This window comes from Akkermansia sp. RCC_12PD, assembly GCF_036417355.1.
GTDB lineage: Bacteria > Verrucomicrobiota > Verrucomicrobiia > Verrucomicrobiales > Akkermansiaceae > Akkermansia.
Genome location: NZ_CP143889.1, coordinates 2,516,034 through 2,533,398 on the forward strand (window position 1 = coordinate 2,516,034; position 17,365 = coordinate 2,533,398).

Annotated in this window: 15 protein-coding genes; 4 read left to right on the plus strand and 11 right to left on the minus strand. The window is 59.3% G+C overall.

The window, feature by feature from the left end:
• Positions 1-39: 39 nt before the first annotated feature.
• The 10 genes from V3C20_RS10665 to V3C20_RS10710 form a co-directional block, all read right to left on the minus strand.
• Positions 40-2,454 (minus strand): BatD family protein, encoded by a 2,415-nt coding sequence (locus tag V3C20_RS10665; protein WP_130084874.1) that lies wholly within the window; start codon positions 2,452-2,454, stop codon positions 40-42.
• A 55-nt stretch (positions 2,455-2,509) separates the two neighbouring features.
• Positions 2,510-4,930 (minus strand): VWA domain-containing protein, encoded by a 2,421-nt coding sequence (locus tag V3C20_RS10670; RefSeq protein WP_290531375.1) that lies wholly within the window; start codon positions 4,928-4,930, stop codon positions 2,510-2,512.
• A 15-nt stretch (positions 4,931-4,945) separates the two neighbouring features.
• Positions 4,946-5,932, minus strand: coding sequence for a VWA domain-containing protein (locus V3C20_RS10675; RefSeq protein ID WP_067951829.1), 987 nt, complete (start codon positions 5,930-5,932; stop codon positions 4,946-4,948).
• Between the two features lie 7 nt (positions 5,933-5,939).
• Positions 5,940-6,554, minus strand: a complete 615-nt coding sequence (locus V3C20_RS10680) for a hypothetical protein (RefSeq protein ID WP_130084696.1) — start codon at positions 6,552-6,554, stop codon at positions 5,940-5,942.
• A gap of 18 nt (positions 6,555-6,572) precedes the next feature.
• Positions 6,573-7,466 carry a DUF58 domain-containing protein gene (locus V3C20_RS10685; protein ID WP_130084695.1) on the minus strand — a complete coding sequence of 298 codons (894 nt, stop codon included), beginning with the start codon at positions 7,464-7,466 and terminating at the stop codon, positions 6,573-6,575.
• 99 nt (positions 7,467-7,565) lie between these two features.
• On the minus strand, positions 7,566-8,549 hold the full coding sequence (locus tag V3C20_RS10690; RefSeq protein ID WP_130084694.1) for a MoxR family ATPase: 984 nt from the start codon (positions 8,547-8,549) through the stop codon (positions 7,566-7,568).
• Between the two features lie 56 nt (positions 8,550-8,605).
• On the minus strand, positions 8,606-10,018 hold the full coding sequence (gene gatA / locus V3C20_RS10695; RefSeq protein ID WP_130084693.1) for an Asp-tRNA(Asn)/Glu-tRNA(Gln) amidotransferase subunit GatA: 1,413 nt from the start codon (positions 10,016-10,018) through the stop codon (positions 8,606-8,608).
• 43 nt (positions 10,019-10,061) lie between these two features.
• Positions 10,062-10,355, minus strand: coding sequence for an Asp-tRNA(Asn)/Glu-tRNA(Gln) amidotransferase subunit GatC (gene gatC, locus V3C20_RS10700; RefSeq protein WP_130084692.1), 294 nt, complete (start codon positions 10,353-10,355; stop codon positions 10,062-10,064).
• Positions 10,356-10,396: 41 nt separating this feature from the next.
• Positions 10,397-10,729: a hypothetical protein gene (locus V3C20_RS10705; protein WP_130084691.1), complete on the minus strand. Its 333-nt coding sequence runs from the start codon at positions 10,727-10,729 to the stop codon at positions 10,397-10,399.
• Positions 10,726-11,343, minus strand: a complete 618-nt coding sequence (locus V3C20_RS10710) for a hypothetical protein (RefSeq protein ID WP_130084690.1) — start codon at positions 11,341-11,343, stop codon at positions 10,726-10,728. The genes V3C20_RS10705 and V3C20_RS10710 overlap by 4 nt, the downstream gene beginning before the upstream one ends.
• Positions 11,344-11,657: 314 nt before the next feature.
• Between V3C20_RS10710 and V3C20_RS10715 the strand changes: the two genes are divergently transcribed.
• From V3C20_RS10715 to V3C20_RS10730, 4 genes are read left to right on the plus strand one after another with little or no spacing between them, the layout of a single operon-like run.
• On the plus strand, positions 11,658-12,482 hold the full coding sequence (locus tag V3C20_RS10715) for a hypothetical protein (RefSeq protein ID WP_130084689.1): 825 nt from the start codon (positions 11,658-11,660) through the stop codon (positions 12,480-12,482).
• Between the two features lie 21 nt (positions 12,483-12,503).
• Positions 12,504-13,718, plus strand: coding sequence for a hypothetical protein (locus V3C20_RS10720; protein WP_161981418.1), 1,215 nt, complete (start codon positions 12,504-12,506; stop codon positions 13,716-13,718).
• Positions 13,718-15,253, plus strand: coding sequence for an SUMF1/EgtB/PvdO family nonheme iron enzyme (locus V3C20_RS10725; RefSeq protein WP_161983223.1), 1,536 nt, complete (start codon positions 13,718-13,720; stop codon positions 15,251-15,253). The genes V3C20_RS10720 and V3C20_RS10725 overlap by 1 nt, the downstream gene beginning before the upstream one ends.
• 40 nt (positions 15,254-15,293) lie before the next feature.
• Positions 15,294-16,139 carry a hypothetical protein gene (locus tag V3C20_RS10730; RefSeq protein WP_130084687.1) on the plus strand — a complete coding sequence of 282 codons (846 nt, stop codon included), beginning with the start codon at positions 15,294-15,296 and terminating at the stop codon, positions 16,137-16,139.
• A 186-nt stretch (positions 16,140-16,325) separates the two neighbouring features.
• Here the strand turns inward: V3C20_RS10730 and V3C20_RS10735 are convergent, their stop codons facing one another.
• A complete protein-coding gene (locus V3C20_RS10735; protein ID WP_130084686.1) occupies positions 16,326-17,351 on the minus strand; it encodes a PDZ domain-containing protein in 1,026 nt (341 codons plus the stop codon).
• Positions 17,352-17,365 lie beyond the last annotated feature (14 nt).

Here is a 17,365-nt window from a genome sequence, read left to right on the forward strand (position 1 = left end):
TCCGGAGAAGGAGATTGTTCCTATTGTGCCGGGAAAGGGCTATAGCGGCTGGGCGTCCGTCTTGGGGATCCAGACGGGAGTGTTCTGGAAGGTGCTGGCGTAGTACCAGGAGCCGCGTTCCGCTCGCAGGATGAGCGGCGTGGATTCCGGGAGGGTCATGAGGGCGGGACTGCCCATGTCCGCGGCATGGCGGGCGGGTGTTTTTTTCGTGACTACGAGGAGGCGGTCCGGCGGGATGGATTCCGGCGTTTCCGGGTACATGATGTAGTTCATGACGGCGGCTACGGTAACCAGACCGCTGAGGGTGGCCAGGATGGTTAGCAGGACGCCGTGCCTGCGGGAGACAGTAAGGAGGGCCAGGAAGGTGAGCATGACGGCTCCGGAGAGGATGGCTATGGGTACCAGCGCATCATGGCTGATGTAGGTGAGCCACTGGTTTTCCGTGGTATCCGGAGGAAGGATGGCCCCTTCTTTGCGTTCGATGAATTGGAGGTTGCTTTTCGCTTCCGTGAAGTACGGGGAGAGCTCCAGGGCGCGGCGGTAGTTGAGTGCGGCCAGGCCGGGTTTGTTGAGGCGGTAGTAGGAGTTACCGGTGCCAAAGCAGGCGTAGGCGCGGGCCGATTTGGAGAGGTTCGGATTTTCGCTTTGTTTATTGAAGTAGTCAATGGCTTTTGTGTATTCGCCCTGTTCATAGGCCCGGATGCCTGTTTCATCCGTTTCAGCGGCATGTCCGGACATTGCGGAGAGGGAGGCGGCCAGAATGGCGCCGAGCAGCAGCAGGGGAAGCTTGGCGATGGTTTTTTTTATGGATTGCAGTATGTTCTGGCGTTCCGCATGGGGCAGTTCGTCCGCGGTGCCGGAAGGTTGGAAGGCTCTGTCGTCCCGGAGTTGAAGGATCGTTTTCATTTCTTCATTTTGTTTGGACGGCGGGATGTAGCTTTCTATGAAGTTACCGGCGGCGCGCAGAAATTCCGTGGAGCTTGCCTGGCGCGGGGTGGAGGCAAGCTTTTTGAAGGAGCGCATGCGTTCCCTGGCCGTGAAGCTTTCCTTCTGCACTTTCCGGATGTAGCGGATCAGGGCCATGCCGAGCAAGATTACGGCGGGGATGTACGCCAGGAAGTACCATCCCCAGTGGGCCGGGGAAGTGAGGGTGTTCATGATGACGGCGGGCGCCATGCCATAAATGTCCGTCATTTCCGCCACCGGAATGGTTCCTGCCGGCGGAGGCGTAGCGGGCGCTCCCGTTCCGGCGGCGGTTCCCGTGATGGCAGAGGCTTTCCATTCCAGCGGAATGGGGGCGGTGGTTACGGTTTTGTATTGCTGCGTGCTGGGGTCAAAGAAGGTGAGTTCGAAGGACGGGATGGCGTCCGTCTGGGCGATGGGGCGCAGCATTTGCTGGAATTCCACGGTTCCCTGTGTAGTGCGCGTGTTCTGGCTGGGATCCAGCTTGTTGGGAGGGTAGAGTTTCCAGTTGGAGGCATCCGTCAGCGAAGGACAGTTGATACTGTGGATGTTGCCTGAGCCTTCCACTTTGATTTTAACGGTGATGGGTTCGTTGGCGCTGAGATCTCTTGCGTCCGTACTGGCGGAGATGCGGAAGTTGCCTACGGCATTGGTGAAGGAGGCGGGGGCGCCTTCAGGCAATTCCTGCGCGGTGATTTTCACTTCCGGTATGGCCATTTCCACCAGCATTTCCATGCGGCTGAAACTGGCGATGAGCGGGTCCGCTTCCGGTAGGATGGCGCGGGCCGTGACTGTGCCGGATGCCTTTACTTCTCCGGCGCGCAGCGGGAAGAAGGCGCTCTGAAAGGTCATGACATTCCAGTTGACGCCCCGGTAGAGTACGGAGCCGCGAGGCTGGCCCCGGAGCAGTTCCACCAGAGTAGGTTCAAAACGCCATGCCGCCAAGTTGGATGTAGTAATAGTAGGGATGGTGTATTCCAGGATGTTTTCCGGAGCGTAGATTTTCAGTTCGCAGCGGTCCGGCTGGTGAACGTATGGTTTCTGGTTGTCCACATGCCACAGCATACCATATGGAACGGTAGTGCCGTTCATGTTCAGCGTGTTCCATTTGATGGCACTGTACGGGTAAACTGTCAGCGTCTGGGGGGGCGTAGTGTAAGTGCGGCCATTGTTCGTTTTCAGGGTCAGGGAGGGAATTTGCACGGTGCCCGCTTCATCCGGGGTAATCTCAATGGCCATCAGGAAGGCGGACTGGTTGGGAGAGCCCGGCCAGCGGATGTAGTTGCCCTGGCTGATCCAGTGCATGCTGGCGCCCTTTACCCTGGGGAGCGGGTCCTGGCGGGCGATGCTGCCGTCTGTCAGGATGATGAAGAGACGGGTTTGTTCGCCCGGCACGACGGCGTCAGAAAGCCATGTGGTGACGACTTCCGCCATAGCCGTAAAGGTCATGCAGAAGAGAAGGGGGAGGAGGGCGATCAATTTTTTCATCATGTTGCGGATGTGTTTGAAAAGTTGTTGTAGTGGTATTGACGGACCAGGGATGAGGTTAATAGTCCTTGTCCGGCGGATAGTCGGGAGAGCGTTGGGGCACGGGGCAGCCGGGTTCAATGTCCCGTCGTTCCATCAGGATGGCCCGGGCTTCCCGCCGTTCTTTTGCTTCCTTGCTTTCCTTTTGCGCGGCTACAGGGACGGGTTTGCCGTCTTCCCCAGTGGGCTGAGGCTGAGAAGTGGAAGAAGCGGGAGCTTCAGGTAGCTTGTCTTTTTCCGGAGAGGAGGGAAGAGGCGTGTTTTTCATTTCGTCCTGCTTGTTCTTGTCCTGACTGCCCGGAGTATTCTGCTGATCCTTGTTCTGTTGATCCTTGTTCTGTTGATCCTTGTTCTGTTGATCCTTGTTCTGCTGATCCTTGTTCTGTTGATCCTTGTTCTGTTGATCCTTGTTCTGTTGATCCTTGTTCTGTTGGTCCTTGTTCTGTTGATCCTTGTTCTGCTGGTCCTTGTTTTGCTGATCCTTGTTCTGCTGGTCCTTGTTCTGCTGGTCCTTGTTTTGCTGATCCTTGTTCTGCTGGTCCTTGTTCTGCTGGTCCTTGTTCTGCTGGTCCTTGTTCTGCTGATCCTTGTTCTGCTGATCCTTGTTTTGCTGATCCTTGTTTTGCTGATCCTTGTTTTGCTGATCCTTGTTCTGCTGATCCTTGTTCTGCTGATCCTTGTTCTGCTGATCCTTGTTCTGCTGATCCTTGTTTTGCTGATCCTTGTTCTGCTGATCCTTGTTCTGCTGGTCCTTGTTTTGCTGATCCTTGTTTTGCTGGTCCTTGTTCTGCTGTTGCTGCTGTTTTTTCTTTTCTTCTTCCAGCTTCTTTTTCAATTCCTCCAGTTGCTTGCGGTATTCATCCAGCTCCTTGTCGTAGCGGAGCATTTCCTCCTTGTTGGCGGCAGCTCCTTCATGGGAGCGGTGGGCGGAAAGGGCATCGTCAAAGCGTTTGACGGCTTCCTTGATGTGTTGTTTGGCCTCCGGTATTTTAGCCAGCCGGGCGTCGATTTCCTTGATCTGATCGTCAATGGAGGCAGGCTGGGGCGGCGTCTGTTTTTCCTCCGACCTGGAGAAGGTCATGGACGTTTTGGCCTTGGCAGCTTCCATGTTGCCGAGGTTGAAGTGGGAGTCCGACTGAAGGCTTCTGTTGGGAGACAGGAGCGCTTGGGAGAATGCTTCCGCCGCTTCCTTGGGATTACCGGCCTTTTGCTCCAGGCAGCCTTTGGCGAATTCCAGGGCCTGGCGCGTTTCTTCCGGCAGGTCCGGCAGGGCGATCATGCCGTCTATGGCCTTAACGGCTTCTTCCGTCTTACCCGTGCGGATCAGGTCCGTGACGTTGTCCAGCATGGCAGTGTCCGCCCGGGCTTCCGTGCCCAGCAAGCCGGTGCAGAGCAGGACCGTTCCGGCCAGAAGCGCCATGCCGCGGCGTGAAGAACGGCGGAAGGAGCGCCAGCGGGTTCCGGCAATGAGGGTGAGGATCAGGCAGATGAGGGCGGGAACGGCAAAGATGATGTAGCGGTCGTTCGGGATGCGGCGCGTTTCCTCTTTTCCTTCCGTCACGTCCAGCCGTTCCGCAATGTCTTTGACGAAGCGGTTGAGGGCGGCTCCGTCCGAGAGCTGCACGTATTGGCCGTCTGTCTGGTTGGCCAGGTATTGCAGGCTGTCCGGATTGAGCCGGGAGACGACATGCTGCCCGCGGCGGTCGCGGTATAGCCCGGAGGGAGAGTTTTCATCCGGAATGGTGGTGCCGATGGTGGTGCCGATGCCGGCCGTGACGATGATGAGCTTGCTTTGCCTGGCGGCTTCCGCGGTTTTATAGGTGACGTTGACCGTGTCTTCCCCGTCGCTCAGGATGACCAGGGCGTTTTTGGAGTCCGCCTCCTTGTCGCGCTTGAAGGTTTGCAGGGCCAGGCGCACGACTTTTTCCAGGTTGGTGCCCCCCTGGGAGACCCATCCGAACTGGAGTTGTTCAATGGTTTCCTTCAGCGCGTTATGGTCGTGGGTCAGCGGCATGAGCAGGACGGATTCCCCGGAGAAGATGATGATTCCGAAGTTGTCCCCCGGCAGGGCGTCCAGCAGGTCGTAGGCGGCGGTTTTCGCCCGGCCCAGGCGGGACGGGGAGGCGTCCTTGCTGAGCATGGAGCGGGAGCAGTCTATGGCGATGAGGATGTTGCGTGATTTGGGCACTTCCTTTACTTCCGTGTAGCCGTCGATGGGGCGTGCGATGGACAGGATGCAGAAGACGGCCGCCAGCACGGAGAAGATGACGGGGAGCACCCGGTGCCAGGAGGCCGGAGCGTGGACCAGTTCATGCCTGTAGTCCGGGGAGACCAGCACTTCCCATTTTCTGGAGCGGCGGCGCCACAGCCACCATGCCGCCGCTGCCAGCAGGGCGGGGAGGATGAGCGCATACAGAACGTTGGGATAGAGGAATGTCATGGGGGAAAGGGTGTGTTACGGGGCCGGGGTGGGTTTGAGCACTTGCAGGGACAGCCCCAGGAGCGTCAGCGCGCCGCCTGCAATGAGGAAGTACATGAAGTATTCTTCAATATGGCGGACGGTATGCACCTTGGCCTCGCTTTTTTCCAGTTTTCCGATGGAGGTGAACGCCTTGTTGAAGGAGGCCATGTTCTGGGCCCGGAAGTGTTCGCCGCCCGTGATCTGGGCTATTTTCCGAAGCGTGGGTTCGTCGAATTCGCTTTGCACCACCATGCCGTTGGCCAGGGTGCCATTTTCCGTGCCTACGGCAATGGTATAGATTTTGATGCCCAGCTTGGCCGCGTTTTCCGCCGCCACCAGCGGGGATATCTGGCCGGAGTTGGAGGCACCGTCCGTGACCAGGATGATGATTTTGGATTTGGTGTCCTTCCGGTCATCCAGGCGTGTGGCCGCTGCCGCAATGGCGGAGCCGATGGCCGTGCCGTCCGCCTGGATCATGCGGAGGTGGAAGTTGTGGATGATTTCATTGACCAGGGCGTGATCCAGCGTCAGGGGGCAGAAGGATTTGGTTTTTCCGGCAAAGCCGACGATGCCGATGCGGTCGTCCGGCCTGCTGTCCACGAATTGGGTGATGACGTGCTTGGCGGCCACCAGGCGGTTGATGGGCATGCGGTTGAGCACCATGTCCGGCGTGTCCATGGAGTAGGAGAGGTCAAAGGCGATCATGATGTCAATCCCGTTGACGGTGCGGAAGCTTTTGTCTTCCACTTTTTGCGGGCGCGCCAGCGCGATGGCGATGGCGGCGGCGGCCAGCACGAAGCAGACGGCCCCGATTTTCCCGGCCAGGGAATGGGGAGTGCGGGCCAGGGGCGCGATGAAGCGCACTGTGGGGTAGGTGATGGAACCTTCCGCGCCGCGCCTGCGGCGGAGGATCAGGAGGCACAAGATGAAGGGAAGGACGTAGAGCCATTCAGGTTGTGCGAATTGGAAGTGTTCCATCATGGTGGGGTCAGCGTTGGTTGGTGCGTGCAGAAGGTTTTTTGACGATAAGGTCCGTTTCCTCCTGCGTGGTGCGGGAGGCCGCATCTATGTCGTTGATTAATTGGACTGTCCTGTCCGCCAGTTCGTTGACCATGGAGTCGTTTTCCGGGGTGTCCGGCTCGTATTTCAGGACGGCCATCCGGTCCAGCAGGTCGCGCGTGGGGCCTTGCAGTTCGGTGGAAAGTGCCGTGAGGGCATCCGCCCGGCGGTTGAATTCCTGCTGGGTTTCGTACAGGGCGGGGTCTTTGGTTTCCCCCACCAGGAATTTCCGCAGTATGAGGGAGAAGTCCACGGCGGCCTGCCTGAGGGACGGGTGTGTTTCCCGGAGCATGGTGATGTCCCTGACGGCGGACTGGGCCGGGGTCAGGGGAGCGGGGGCCGTGCGTCCCTTTTTGCGGATGAGCAGGATGACGGCGGCGGCCACGGCCAGCAGGATGGCGGCCAGCGCAAGCCAGATTCCCCATGTGTCCCAGAAACCCGCATGAAGATAGGCGTCCGGGGCCTGCGTTTCCATGAGGGAAGGGAAGGCGGGCGGTTCCGGAATGGCCGTGGGTGGTGGCTGGAAGGCGGTTGGTGCAGGCATGGCGGAAGGAGGGGAAATTTAGCGGGAGAATTTACGGGACCTCCGGGCAAAGAGGCCCTGAAGCGGCGGCATGAAGTTGTCCGTGGTCCGGAGGTCCAGGAAGTCGATGCCCAGGCGGCGGAAGTCCTGCGTCCATTTTTCCCGGTGCAGGTGTACGGAGTTGGCATGGGCGTCCCGGACGTCCTGACGGGAGAGGTTCAGGAACATGTTTCTGCCCGTTTCCGGGTCTTTCAGAATGACGCGCCCGGCGTCCGGCAGGTGAAGTTCCATGGGGTCCGCAATGCGGATGGGAATGAAGTCGTGCTTGAAGTTGAGCTGGCCCAGGGCCGCCTTGTTGTGTTCTCCCCAGAAGTCGCTGATCATGATGACCATGGCGGCTTTTTTCTGGGAGAGGACGAGCTGTTGCGCCACCTCGGAGATGCTTTGGTCCGCCCCGTCGTTTTCGCTGGCCACGATTTCACGCACGATGCGCAGCGTCTGTTTCATGCCCTTGGCGGGGGGGATGTAGCGGGACTGGCGTCCGCCGTAGATGAGCAGGCCGCATTTGTCCCCGCTCTGGGCCGCGCTGAAGGCGAGCACCGCCGCGATTTCCGCCGCGTAGTCCAGTTTGGAGGCGCGGGGGGAGGCGGAGGAGGCGTAGTGCATGGAGCCGCTGACATCCACGGCCAGAATGACGGCCTGCTCCCGTTCTTCCCGGAAGCGTCGCACGTACGGAGACCTCATTCTGGCCGTTACCTTCCAGTCGATGAAACGGGGATCGTCCCCCGGCATGTATTCCCGGAAGTCGTCAAAGTCCAGTCCCTGGCCGCGGAAGCCGGACTGGTACTGTCCGGCGAAGTTTTCCGTGGCCAGGTGTTTTGCACGCAGTTCAATGCGGCGTACGCGCTTGAGAATGTCTGAGGCTTTATCCATGAAGTGGTCCTCCCTGTTTGGGGGCAGTCAGGTCCGGCAGGGTATCCGCCTGATGCGGTCCGGATGGAAAAGCGGGCGGGGTACGCCCGCCTTGGGCCGTCACGGTACGGGGACTTTCGTCAGGATGTGGTCGATGACGTCGTCCGTGGAGATGTTTTCCGCCTCCGCCTCATAAGAGAGCAGGATGCGATGGCGCAGGATGTCATGGGCCAGGTCCTTGATGTCCTGCGGGGTGACGAAGGAGCGGTGGTGCACGAAGGCGTTGGCGCGGGAAGCCAGGGCAAGGTTGATGGTGGCGCGGGGGGAGGCGCCGGCGCGGATGAGGCCGCGCAGTTTCACGTCCACCGTTTCCGGGAAGCGGGTGGCGCGCACCAAGTCCACGATGTAGCCGCGCACGGCGTCGTCAATGTAAATCTGGTTGACCAGGTCACGGGAGGCGGCCACCTGTTCCGGCGTGGTGACCGGGGAGGTTTCCGGGGGCCTGGCGGAGCTGGCCATCAGGTCCAGCACCTGGAGTTCCTCTTCACGGGAGGGGTAGGTGACCACTACCTTGAAGAGGAAGCGGTCAAGCTGGGCTTCCGGGAGCTGGTAGGTTCCTTCCTGGTCAATGGGGTTCTGCGTGGCAAGCACGAGGAAGGGGTCCGGCAGGCGGTAGGTTGTTTCTCCCAGCGTTACCTGGCGTTCCTGCATGGCTTCCAGCAGGGCGGATTGCACCTTGGCGGGGGCGCGGTTGATTTCGTCCGCCAGGATCAGGTTGGCGAAGATAGGCCCTTTTTTGGCCGTGAACTGTCGTTCTTCCGGGTTGTAGATCATCGTGCCCAGAAGGTCGGCGGGCAGAAGGTCCGGCGTGAACTGGATGCGGGCGAATTGCGCGTGCAGCGTGCCCGCGAGTGCCTTTACGGAGAGAGTCTTGGCCAGGCCGGGAACACCTTCAAGCAGGACGTGCCCCTTGCAGAGAAGACTCAGGATCAGTCTGTCAATCAGGGCCTGCTGGCCGATGACCACCTTGCCTACCTCCGTTCGGAGAGCAGAAATCCACGATGAGTTCGCGGCGATAATTTCGTTGAATTCTTGGGTGTCCATGGTTCTCTAATAGCGGGTATGACAGTCTGTCAGGGAATTGCGTTGAAAAATTTCCGTTATTTTCCAAGAGCGAATCCGGTTTTCAGGAGGAGGTCCTCCCGGAAATGGGGCGCCGTCATCTGAAAGCCGATGGGGAGTTCCGCGCCGCCTTCCTTTACGGAACCGCATGGGATGGAGATGGCGGGCAGCCCTGCCAGGTTGGCTGGGATGGTGTAGATGTCCGCCAGGTAGGTCTGGAGGTGGTCCAGGGCGGAGTCCCCGATTTTGGGAGCGGGCGTCGGGGAGGTGGGGCCCACGATGATGTCCGCCTTTTTGAAGGCTTCCGCAAAGTCCCTGGCGACCAGGGAGCGGACTTTCTGCGCACGGGAGTAATAGGCGTCATAGTAGCCGGAGCTGAGCACGTAAGTGCCCAGGATGATGCGGCGCTTGACTTCCGGGCCGAATCCTTCCTCCCGCGTTCTGGAGAAAAGTTCCATGAGGCCGCTGGCATCCTGCGCCCGTTGTCCGTAGCGCACGCCGTCAAAGCGGGAGAGGTTGGAGGAGGCTTCCGCACAGGCGATGATGTAGTACGCGGCCACTACGGCGTCCGCATGGGGCAGGCGGATTTCCACGAGTTCCGCGCCCAGGCTTTCCAGCTGGCTGATCGTGTTCCGTACGGCTTCCGAGACGCCTGCGTGGTTGCCGGAAGTGAAGTATTCCGCGGGAATGCCCACTTTCAAGCCCTTTATGTCCTTTCCCAGCACGGCTTCAAAGTCCGGCACGGGCTGGTCTGCGGAGGTGGAGTCCTTGGGGTCGTGCCCGGAGATGGCCTGGAGCAGGATGGCGGCGTCTTTCACCGTTTGGGTCATGGGGCCGATCTGGTCCAGGGAGGAGGCGAAAGCCACCAGGCCGCAACGGGAGACGCGCCCGTAGGTGGGCTTGAGACCTACGATGCCGCAATGCCCCGCGGGTTGTCTGATGGAGCCGCCCGTATCGGACCCCAGTGCGGCAATGGCCGTTCCTGCCGCTACCGCCGCAGCGGAACCGCTGGAAGAACCGCCGGGAATGTGGTCCGGGGCGTTCGGGTTGCGGGTGACGCCGTAGGCGGAGTTTTCCCCGCTGGCGCCCATGGCGAATTCATCCATGTTTGTACGGCCCAGGGGAATGCCGCCGGCTTTTTTCAGAAAGTGGACGGATGTGGCGTCATAAGGGGCCGTGTAGGGGGAAAGCAGGCGAGAGGCACAGCGCGTAGGTTGACCGAGAATGCTGATGTTGTCTTTGACGGCAATGGGGACGCCCGCCAGCGGGCTGGCTACGTCCGCCGCGGCTGCGGCCCGCAGGGCGGCCTCCCGGTCAAAGGATATATAGGCGTTGGTAGTTTTGTCCGCCTCAATGGCGTCTGCCGTCAGGTTGACGAGTTCGGCAGGGGTGAGTTCCTTGCGGCGCAGGCGGTCGCGCCATTCGGCCAGGGTACCTTGAATGCTTGACATTGAAAATTTAGGGAGTGAACGGTTGAAGCGTGAAAGAGAGGAATCAGGCGGATTCCACCACCTTGGGCGTGCGGAATTGGCTCTGGGACTGCTGAGGGGCGTTAGACAGGGCTTCTTCCTGGGAAAGTCCGGGCTGCGGTTCGTCCTTCCGCATGACGTCCATGGCCGGCAAAGGATGGTTCATCGGGGTTATCCCCTCCACGTCATAGGATTCCAGCTTGGCAATGTAGGCAAGGACTTTGTCCAGATCCTGGGAAAACAGGTCCGTTTCCTCTTTAGTCAGGTCAATTTGCGCCAGCCTGGCAATGTAGGCTACGTCGATTTGAGGCGTACTCATGGGTGGAAAGTGTGTAGTGAGGGTGAAGCCACGGGGCGGCCTTACTGTTGTTCCAGCAGGCGAATGATCCAGCAGAAGGAGGCGGCGATGGCGCAGACCAGAAGCCCCAGGAGCATGAAGTTTTCCCTCAGTTCCCGGCGCATGTTCGTGGCGCGGCCGTCACGGGCCACCACAGCGCGCAGGGCGCGGTTCTGGTTGCCTTCCCGGATGCGGTCGGGCGGAGGCATCGTGTTGCGGTCCAGCCGCATGCGGGTCTGCGGGGCCGGGCGTTTGAGAGAGGCTTCCAGTTCTTGGATGCGGAGCTCGATTTCACGGGAGGCGCGGTCCAGCTCTGCCAGTTCGGAGGAACGGCGCTTGGCTTTTCTTTTGATCATGATGCGGAGGGGCTGAAGATCCAGATGAAGAAGAGGATGATAAGGGCAATCAGGAGCAGGGGAAGATGGAAGGAAAGGCCCTGAAGGAATTGGGTCATGAATTCGCGCGCGCTGATGCGCACCTTGCTGGAGCGACGCACGCCGGTAAGTACTTTGGTATGTTGCATGCGGGCGCACTGCTGGACAGCGTCCGCGAATTCCTCTTCGCAGCGGTCAATGACCTGCTGGCTTTGGTTGATCAGGTTTTCCGTGTTTTCAATGGGCCATTCGTCGGGGCGCACGGTGCTGAGCATTTTCAGGTTACGGGTCATCGCCATGTGGATTTGCTCCAACTCGTTGCTTTCCTGGCGCAGGCTTTCCACTTCACGGCTGATGAGATCCGCGGCGTTCACCATGCGGTCGCCCAGTTCATTCTGCTGGTCCATGAAGCGGGCCTTGCGCATATGGATTTCCTCCAGGCGGCGCCGGGAGCTTTCCACTTCTTCCTTTTCCCGCCTCAACTGCTCCAGCCTGAGCTGGGCTTGTTCCATGTCGGAATCCACCTGGTCCTCGGGATGGGGCGTATAGCCGGGTTCGGCGTCCATGCGGCGGTATTGGGCGTTGCTAGGTCTCATATGCGGTAAAGAATGTGCTGCAGCCCGTCTTCCAAAATTGCCGCCCTGCGGGCGCTTGGCGGGAACGGGCAATCCTTGCGCGTGCCATTATTTAACTTTGACAAAATAAATCAAGCCAAGAAGACGGCAAAAAGAGATTTTTCCCCATGGATGCGGATGGTCATGGACAGCCGGAACATTTTTCCCGCGGATGACCGTGGCGGCAGGGGACTGACGGGGCTCCGCAGGACATTCCCGGCGGCTTTCCGCCAAAGGTGCGCTTCCACATGCTTTTTTTATGGTCAAGGGCATGGAATTGCTGGTATGTAAGGGATATGCAGTCTGACACGATAGAGTGTAAGCCGACGATGTGGTTCACCGGCCGTGCACTGGTCATGGCCCTGATGTTTCTGGGGTTCGGCGCGTATTTCTATTATGATGCTGTTTCCGGCTATCCGCAGAAGAATCTGGAGTACTTCATGCACAAGACTTTTGTGGATGCCGGAGCCCTGTTTGACCGGGAAAGCCGCCTGAATGGCGCCGACAGCGGAGAATGGGCGCGTACCGTCCAGTCCCGCATAGTGGACTTTCCTGAAGATTATGAAATTCCCGCCGGAGTGGACAGGAAGGAAACTCCCTGGCCTGCCGTGCTGGCAGATTACGACCTGATGTCTGCGCCCGGCAAGGGATGGAGCGCCGCATGGCAGGCTTATTCCGGGGAAAAGCAGTACCCGCTCAAGCCCGTGGAGCAGCCGTATGACGGCTCCAAGATTTTTGAACAATGGGTGGCCGGCAGTATTTGCATGGTCTTGGCGGCGGCAGCCCTGTTCCTGCTGGTGAGAACCCGCCGCAGGAAGATGGCCCTGGAAGACGGCCGGGTGACTGCCGCCGGCAGGCAGTTCCTGGTGGAGGATATTGCCCGGCTGGACCTGCGCAGGTGGAAGATGAAGGGGCTGGCCCATGCGGTTCTGAAGCCTGAGTGCGGAAAGGTGAGAGTAAGGCTGGACGGCCTGACTTACGGGGGCTTCCGCAAGGAGGACTCTCCCAACAATGCGGAAGATTTTATGAAGGCCCTGCTGGCGCGTTATCAGGGAGAGGTGATTGATTATGAAGAAATTCTGGAGGCGGCTGAAATTTCCTCCGCCAAAGAAGGGCGCTAATGTTGATACGGAGCATGCTGTATGAGTAAGTTTCCTCCCCAGGCAAAAAACGGGCGTGACCGGGCATTTGGCATGGCTTGCTGGACATTGGGCGGAATGGCCTTTGTGCTTCTGCTGATGGTAGGCGTTTCCTTCAGCCTGTCCGGCAGGACGGTAGTGGTTGAAAAAGTGGTGCAGGTTCCGGTTCCGCAGCCAGTTGCCGTCGCATCCCCTGCGGCGTCTGCCGAGACCGGTGCTGACGCGGCTGAAGAAGACCCTGCCGGGATTCCCGACCATCCGAATTCTGCAGTAAGGCCGCGTTCCGTGGAGGAAATGCTCCTGGCGGCGGATCTGGCCGATCCGGAGGAAATTCCTTCTGCGGTTCCCTCTTCTCCTACAGGAAATGCTGGGGCGGTTTCCGCCCAGTCTGCATTGCCGGCGGAAAATCCGGACGACGTGATGCCGGCCATGACCGAGGAGGTGGCGGCTCTCGTCAAGGCCGCCAGATACGCCCAGATAGAGGGGGATCTGAAAGTGGCGGTGCTCAAGCTGGAACAGGCCATGAGGATGGAGCCTGACAACCCGGTGGTGCTTTATTATTACGGCCTGACCTATGAATGGTTGCGAAATGCCGACAAGTCCCGGGAGTTTTTCCTGAAGGTGTACACCCAGCGTGAGAAGGCGGGAAAGTACTTCTCCAGGGCGGCCAAGCATCTGCAGGCCGGCTTTTCAAGAGCTGCGGACATGCGCGGCGACATGTCCTTCGGGACCATTCTGGAATACCGGGACCCGGAATGCAGGACCGGAGAGCGGGTAAAGCTGACGGTCCCCATCCTCATGAAGGACGGATTGAACGTCAGGCCGGAAGATCTGCGCATCATCATCCAGTTTTTTGACGAGGTGAACGGGAAAAAGGTGGAAAAGACGCGTGCGCAGGAATTGCCCTACACATGGGTAACGGAACCCGTGGACTGGGCGGACGGGGAGGAAATCATGGAGATGACCTACTACATGCCCCCTCTGACGGAAGAGGAGACGATCGCCTTCGGGAGCCTCAAGTATTACGGCTATACCGCCAAATTGTACTACAAGGGCGAACCGATGGATTGCCAGGCCTCCCCTCCTGTGTTATTCTTGCTGGAACAAATGAAGCAGAGCGCCCCCTCCGGCATGCCCGAACTTTACGACGGCGGCCTGCTTCCCCCTGTGGATGCCGCCCCGGTCTCCGATTCCTACGATTCCCTCCTGCCTCCCTGATGCCCGACTGCTCCATGTTCGATCTTCCTCATAACTTTGGCGACTACACACTGGTGGCTCTTGTCGGCCGCACGCGGGGGGGTATTCTCTACCAGGCCATCCAGCAGGGCATGGACCGTTCCGTATTCATGGAATTGCTGGTGCCGGACAATCAGGAAGGAGTGACGGTGGAGGATTTCATCATGAAGGCCCGTACGCGCGCCGCCATCAACGTACCGGTACTGGGAACGGTGTACGAGGCTTCCCAGGTCCAAGGCTACTGGTTCGTTACCAGCGAGCAGCTGGGCGGCTCTTCCCTCCAGGGCATGCTGGACCGAGGGGAAACCCTGTCCGTCAAGGATATGCTGAAAGTGATTGAAACGGCAGGGACCATTTGCGGCAAGTACGAGCGTTTGCAGACGGCGTTCAACCTGATGGAGCCGCGCCATATCTTTCTGGACGACAAGTCCTGCGTGCGGGTGATGAATACAGCCATGCCCGGGAATTTTCACGAAGCGCAGTCCTGCGAACAAATGGAAAAGCTGGGAGAGTATCTTCTCCCCCTGGTGACGCCGGACGTGCCCGGCGCCACGCGCATGAGCACCCTGCTGGGCTGGATGCGCGACGGGCAGAACGGCAGCCGGATGCAGTGGGAACAGGTCATGGAGCTGATAGCGGCGGTTCGGGAGCAATTGGGTCTTTCTCCCCGGGCGACCACCCACCGCTATACCGTCCCGGCGGAACCGGTCAGAAAATCCCGGATGTGGATGATATGGACCGGGGTGGGCGTTTTGGCCGCCGGTGCGGGCACGGCCCTCCTTCTTTTCTCCGGTCCGGCCGCAGAAACGGCCCCGTCAGGACCGCCTCCGGCCCCGAAACATTATCCGGATTTTTCCGCTAGCGACCATACGGAAGTTCCCGTCACTATTCCCGGTACGGGGGACCTCATCGTGGGAGCCCATGAGATCACGATGGAATCCTACCGGTTGTTCCTGGACCAGTGGTCCCGGCTGACGCCGGAGCTGAAGGAAAAGTATTCCCATCCGGATCAGCCGGACAAGCAGAATGCCACCCATGTCCCCAGTGACTGGGAAGCCATGTGGAAGGCCGCCAGCACTCCAGGCGGCAAATGGAAGGGAAGGAGGATCACTCCCCGTTCCCCCGTCGTCAACGTCACTTTCTGGGATGCCTGGGCCTATGCCGCCTGGAAACCCGTGGGGTCTGGGGAACCGCGCTACCGGCTGCCTTCCCGCCAGGAATGGATGGCTCTGGGGGCCCTGATGGAAACGGGCGAAAAGGGGGATAAAACCCTGGTCATTGACAGGTACAGCAATGATTATGATCTGAAGACCGGCATATGCGGCATGGCCTCCGGCGTGATGGAATGGACCTCTTCCGTGGAAAAGGACCCCGCGCGCGTGAAGGAACCTCCGGGCCCCGTCGCCTGCGGCGGAGACTGGAAGCACCCCGGCATTACGGATAAGGTGGAATACCTGCGCTCGCGCGACGAATGCCGGGACAACTTGGGATTCAGAATCGTGCGGCCTGTCCGGTGACACATTTTCAACAGACAAATACATAAACACTTCAATCACTATGAAACATGTTCTCGCATTCATGATGCTGGCGCTGCTGGGCGCCTCCGGAGCCCTGGCCCAGATAGCGGTTAAAATCGTTCCGGAAAAGAAAACCTTCCTCACCGGGGAGGGCAACTACATGAGGCTGACGGTGACTAACAACTCCGGCACGCCCGTTGAACTGAAAAGCCGCGAGTATTCCTCCTGGCTGGACATTCACGTGGAGCACACCACCGGGGGTGCGATGCTTCCGCAGTCACGTTTTGCCGTTTTTCCTCCGCTCAACGTTCCTGCCGGCATGAGCGTCTCCCGCAAGATTGACCTCCGGCATTTCTATAATTTGTCCAGGGAGGGGAACTACCATGTGCAGGCCGTGGTGAAGATGCCCAATGAAAAGGACATGTTCGCCTCCCCAAAGGCCCTGTTTTCCATCCGTACGGGCACGCCCATGTGGTCTCAGACGGTAGGCATTCCAGGGAGTGTCAAAAAATGCAAGTTCTCCGTATGCACCATTCCGGAGCGGGGTATCCAGAAGCTGTACATCCAGACCAGGGACCCGGAAACGGGTGTGGCGTACAATGCCGTGTGTGTGGGAAACTGGCTGGGCACCACCCGTCCGCAGTGCCTGGTGGACGGGAAGGCCAACATGCACGTTTTCTTCCCCACCACTCCCACATTGTGCGCCTATGCGCGCATCAACTACCGGGGAACGATGGAAAAGCTCCAGTATTTTAAGAAAGTAATGGGTACGCCCAGCATGGTGTTCCTGCCGGACGGCAGCGTGCGCGTGACGGGAGCCGAGCATTATGATCCTACGGTGCAGCCCAAGGCTGTTCCGGATGCATCCGTGGTGCCGGGGATGTAAGAAAACACCCGGACCGTGGATCCGGGTGCAAAGGGGGAACGCCTGCGGGCGCCGCTAATCCGTCCGTATTTCCCGAACAGGCCGTTGTGCAGACATGCTGCAGATGTGGGATTGGGCCGCCGGAGGCGGATTATTTCCTCCTTCCCGGCCTGTGGGAAAGAAAGGGAAAAAGGGGAAATCATTCCGTCATTTCTCCGGCTTCGGTTTCCGGTTGTTTTTCAGAATGCGCTTCATGCTCTCCTGCACTACTTCGATCGGCAGGGCGTAATTCTCAGCCCGGTTCACTCTGGCAATATTCATGCCGATTAATTCTCCTTTGAGGTTGAGGAGCGGCCCTCCCATCAGCGTGAATCGGGAGGGGGTGTCGTGCTGGAGAACCATCGGAAAATCGTCGCGCCGTTTGCTGAAGCCGCCGCTGATCTCATCATTGGATGTTTCCGGGACCTGATCCCCCAGCGCCTTGCGCCGTGAACCCAGAGTGACGGTGTAGGAAATCTCCCTGTCTTCGCGCCTGACGCGCAGCTTGAGTTTTTCCCCGATGGCTTTTTTCGATAAAATGGGGGAAATGTCTTCCAGTGTGGAGACGGGAGTACCGTCCAGGGCTACAATCCTGTCTCCGGCCAGGGCGCCCGCTTGGAAGGCCGGACCATCCTTGACCACTTCCTGAAAAGAGCAGGGGGCTCCGAACACCACGCCCAGATAGACCGTATCCTTGTTTGGGATGGGGCGCCGTGCGGCGCTGATGGTACCCAGCTGGGGACGGCGGGAAATTCTGGTGGTGGACCCGTTGCTGACCACGAGCATGCCAATGGGAGCATCGCTGCTCACAGGGCCCGGCGCCGGAAGATCGGCGGCATCCACCTTGATCAGGGCAATGTCCGTGGCCGGGTCTGTGCCGACTACCTGAAAACTTTCATACTTGGAGGAACCTATGCGGATGAGCAGGCCGTTGCGGGACTCGAATTCGGACGCCTTCGTGGCGATATAGCCGTCCGGCGTCAGGATCACGCCGTAGGCCACTACGTCATGTTTGGAAAAAAAGACGGCGCTTAGATTCTGCAATCGTTCCCGAACGGGTTCAATGGTTTTCAGAACGACCTTGCCGTTGATGCGCTGTTCAAAGTCCAGGCTGCCATTGCTTCCTTCAGCCGAAGCCCAGGGAATCCATAACGCCGCCAAAGGAAACAAATATGCATAAGGGAGAAACTTCATGGCAGGGAAATGAA

What these genes read in the sequence shown, in the direction of transcription:
- V3C20_RS10665 (WP_130084874.1), bottom strand. Translation starts at nt 2,454, where the DNA reads ATGATGAAAAAATTGATCGCCCTCCTCCCCCTTCTCTTCTGCATGACC.
- V3C20_RS10670 (WP_290531375.1), bottom strand. Translation starts at nt 4,930, where the DNA reads ATGACATTCCTCTATCCCAACGTTCTGTATGCGCTCATCCTCCCCGCC.
- V3C20_RS10675 (WP_067951829.1), bottom strand. Translation starts at nt 5,932, where the DNA reads ATGATGGAACACTTCCAATTCGCACAACCTGAATGGCTCTACGTCCTT.
- V3C20_RS10680 (WP_130084696.1), bottom strand. Translation starts at nt 6,554, where the DNA reads ATGCCTGCACCAACCGCCTTCCAGCCACCACCCACGGCCATTCCGGAA.
- V3C20_RS10685 (WP_130084695.1), bottom strand. Translation starts at nt 7,466, where the DNA reads ATGGATAAAGCCTCAGACATTCTCAAGCGCGTACGCCGCATTGAACTG.
- V3C20_RS10690 (WP_130084694.1), bottom strand. Translation starts at nt 8,549, where the DNA reads ATGGACACCCAAGAATTCAACGAAATTATCGCCGCGAACTCATCGTGG.
- gatA (WP_130084693.1), bottom strand. Translation starts at nt 10,018, where the DNA reads ATGTCAAGCATTCAAGGTACCCTGGCCGAATGGCGCGACCGCCTGCGC.
- gatC (WP_130084692.1), bottom strand. Translation starts at nt 10,355, where the DNA reads ATGAGTACGCCTCAAATCGACGTAGCCTACATTGCCAGGCTGGCGCAA.
- V3C20_RS10705 (WP_130084691.1), bottom strand. Translation starts at nt 10,729, where the DNA reads ATGATCAAAAGAAAAGCCAAGCGCCGTTCCTCCGAACTGGCAGAGCTG.
- V3C20_RS10710 (WP_130084690.1), bottom strand. Translation starts at nt 11,343, where the DNA reads ATGAGACCTAGCAACGCCCAATACCGCCGCATGGACGCCGAACCCGGC.
- V3C20_RS10715 (WP_130084689.1), top strand. Translation starts at nt 11,658, where the DNA reads ATGCAGTCTGACACGATAGAGTGTAAGCCGACGATGTGGTTCACCGGC.
- V3C20_RS10720 (WP_161981418.1), top strand. Translation starts at nt 12,504, where the DNA reads ATGAGTAAGTTTCCTCCCCAGGCAAAAAACGGGCGTGACCGGGCATTT.
- V3C20_RS10725 (WP_161983223.1), top strand. Translation starts at nt 13,718, where the DNA reads ATGCCCGACTGCTCCATGTTCGATCTTCCTCATAACTTTGGCGACTAC.
- V3C20_RS10730 (WP_130084687.1), top strand. Translation starts at nt 15,294, where the DNA reads ATGAAACATGTTCTCGCATTCATGATGCTGGCGCTGCTGGGCGCCTCC.
- V3C20_RS10735 (WP_130084686.1), bottom strand. Translation starts at nt 17,351, where the DNA reads ATGAAGTTTCTCCCTTATGCATATTTGTTTCCTTTGGCGGCGTTATGG.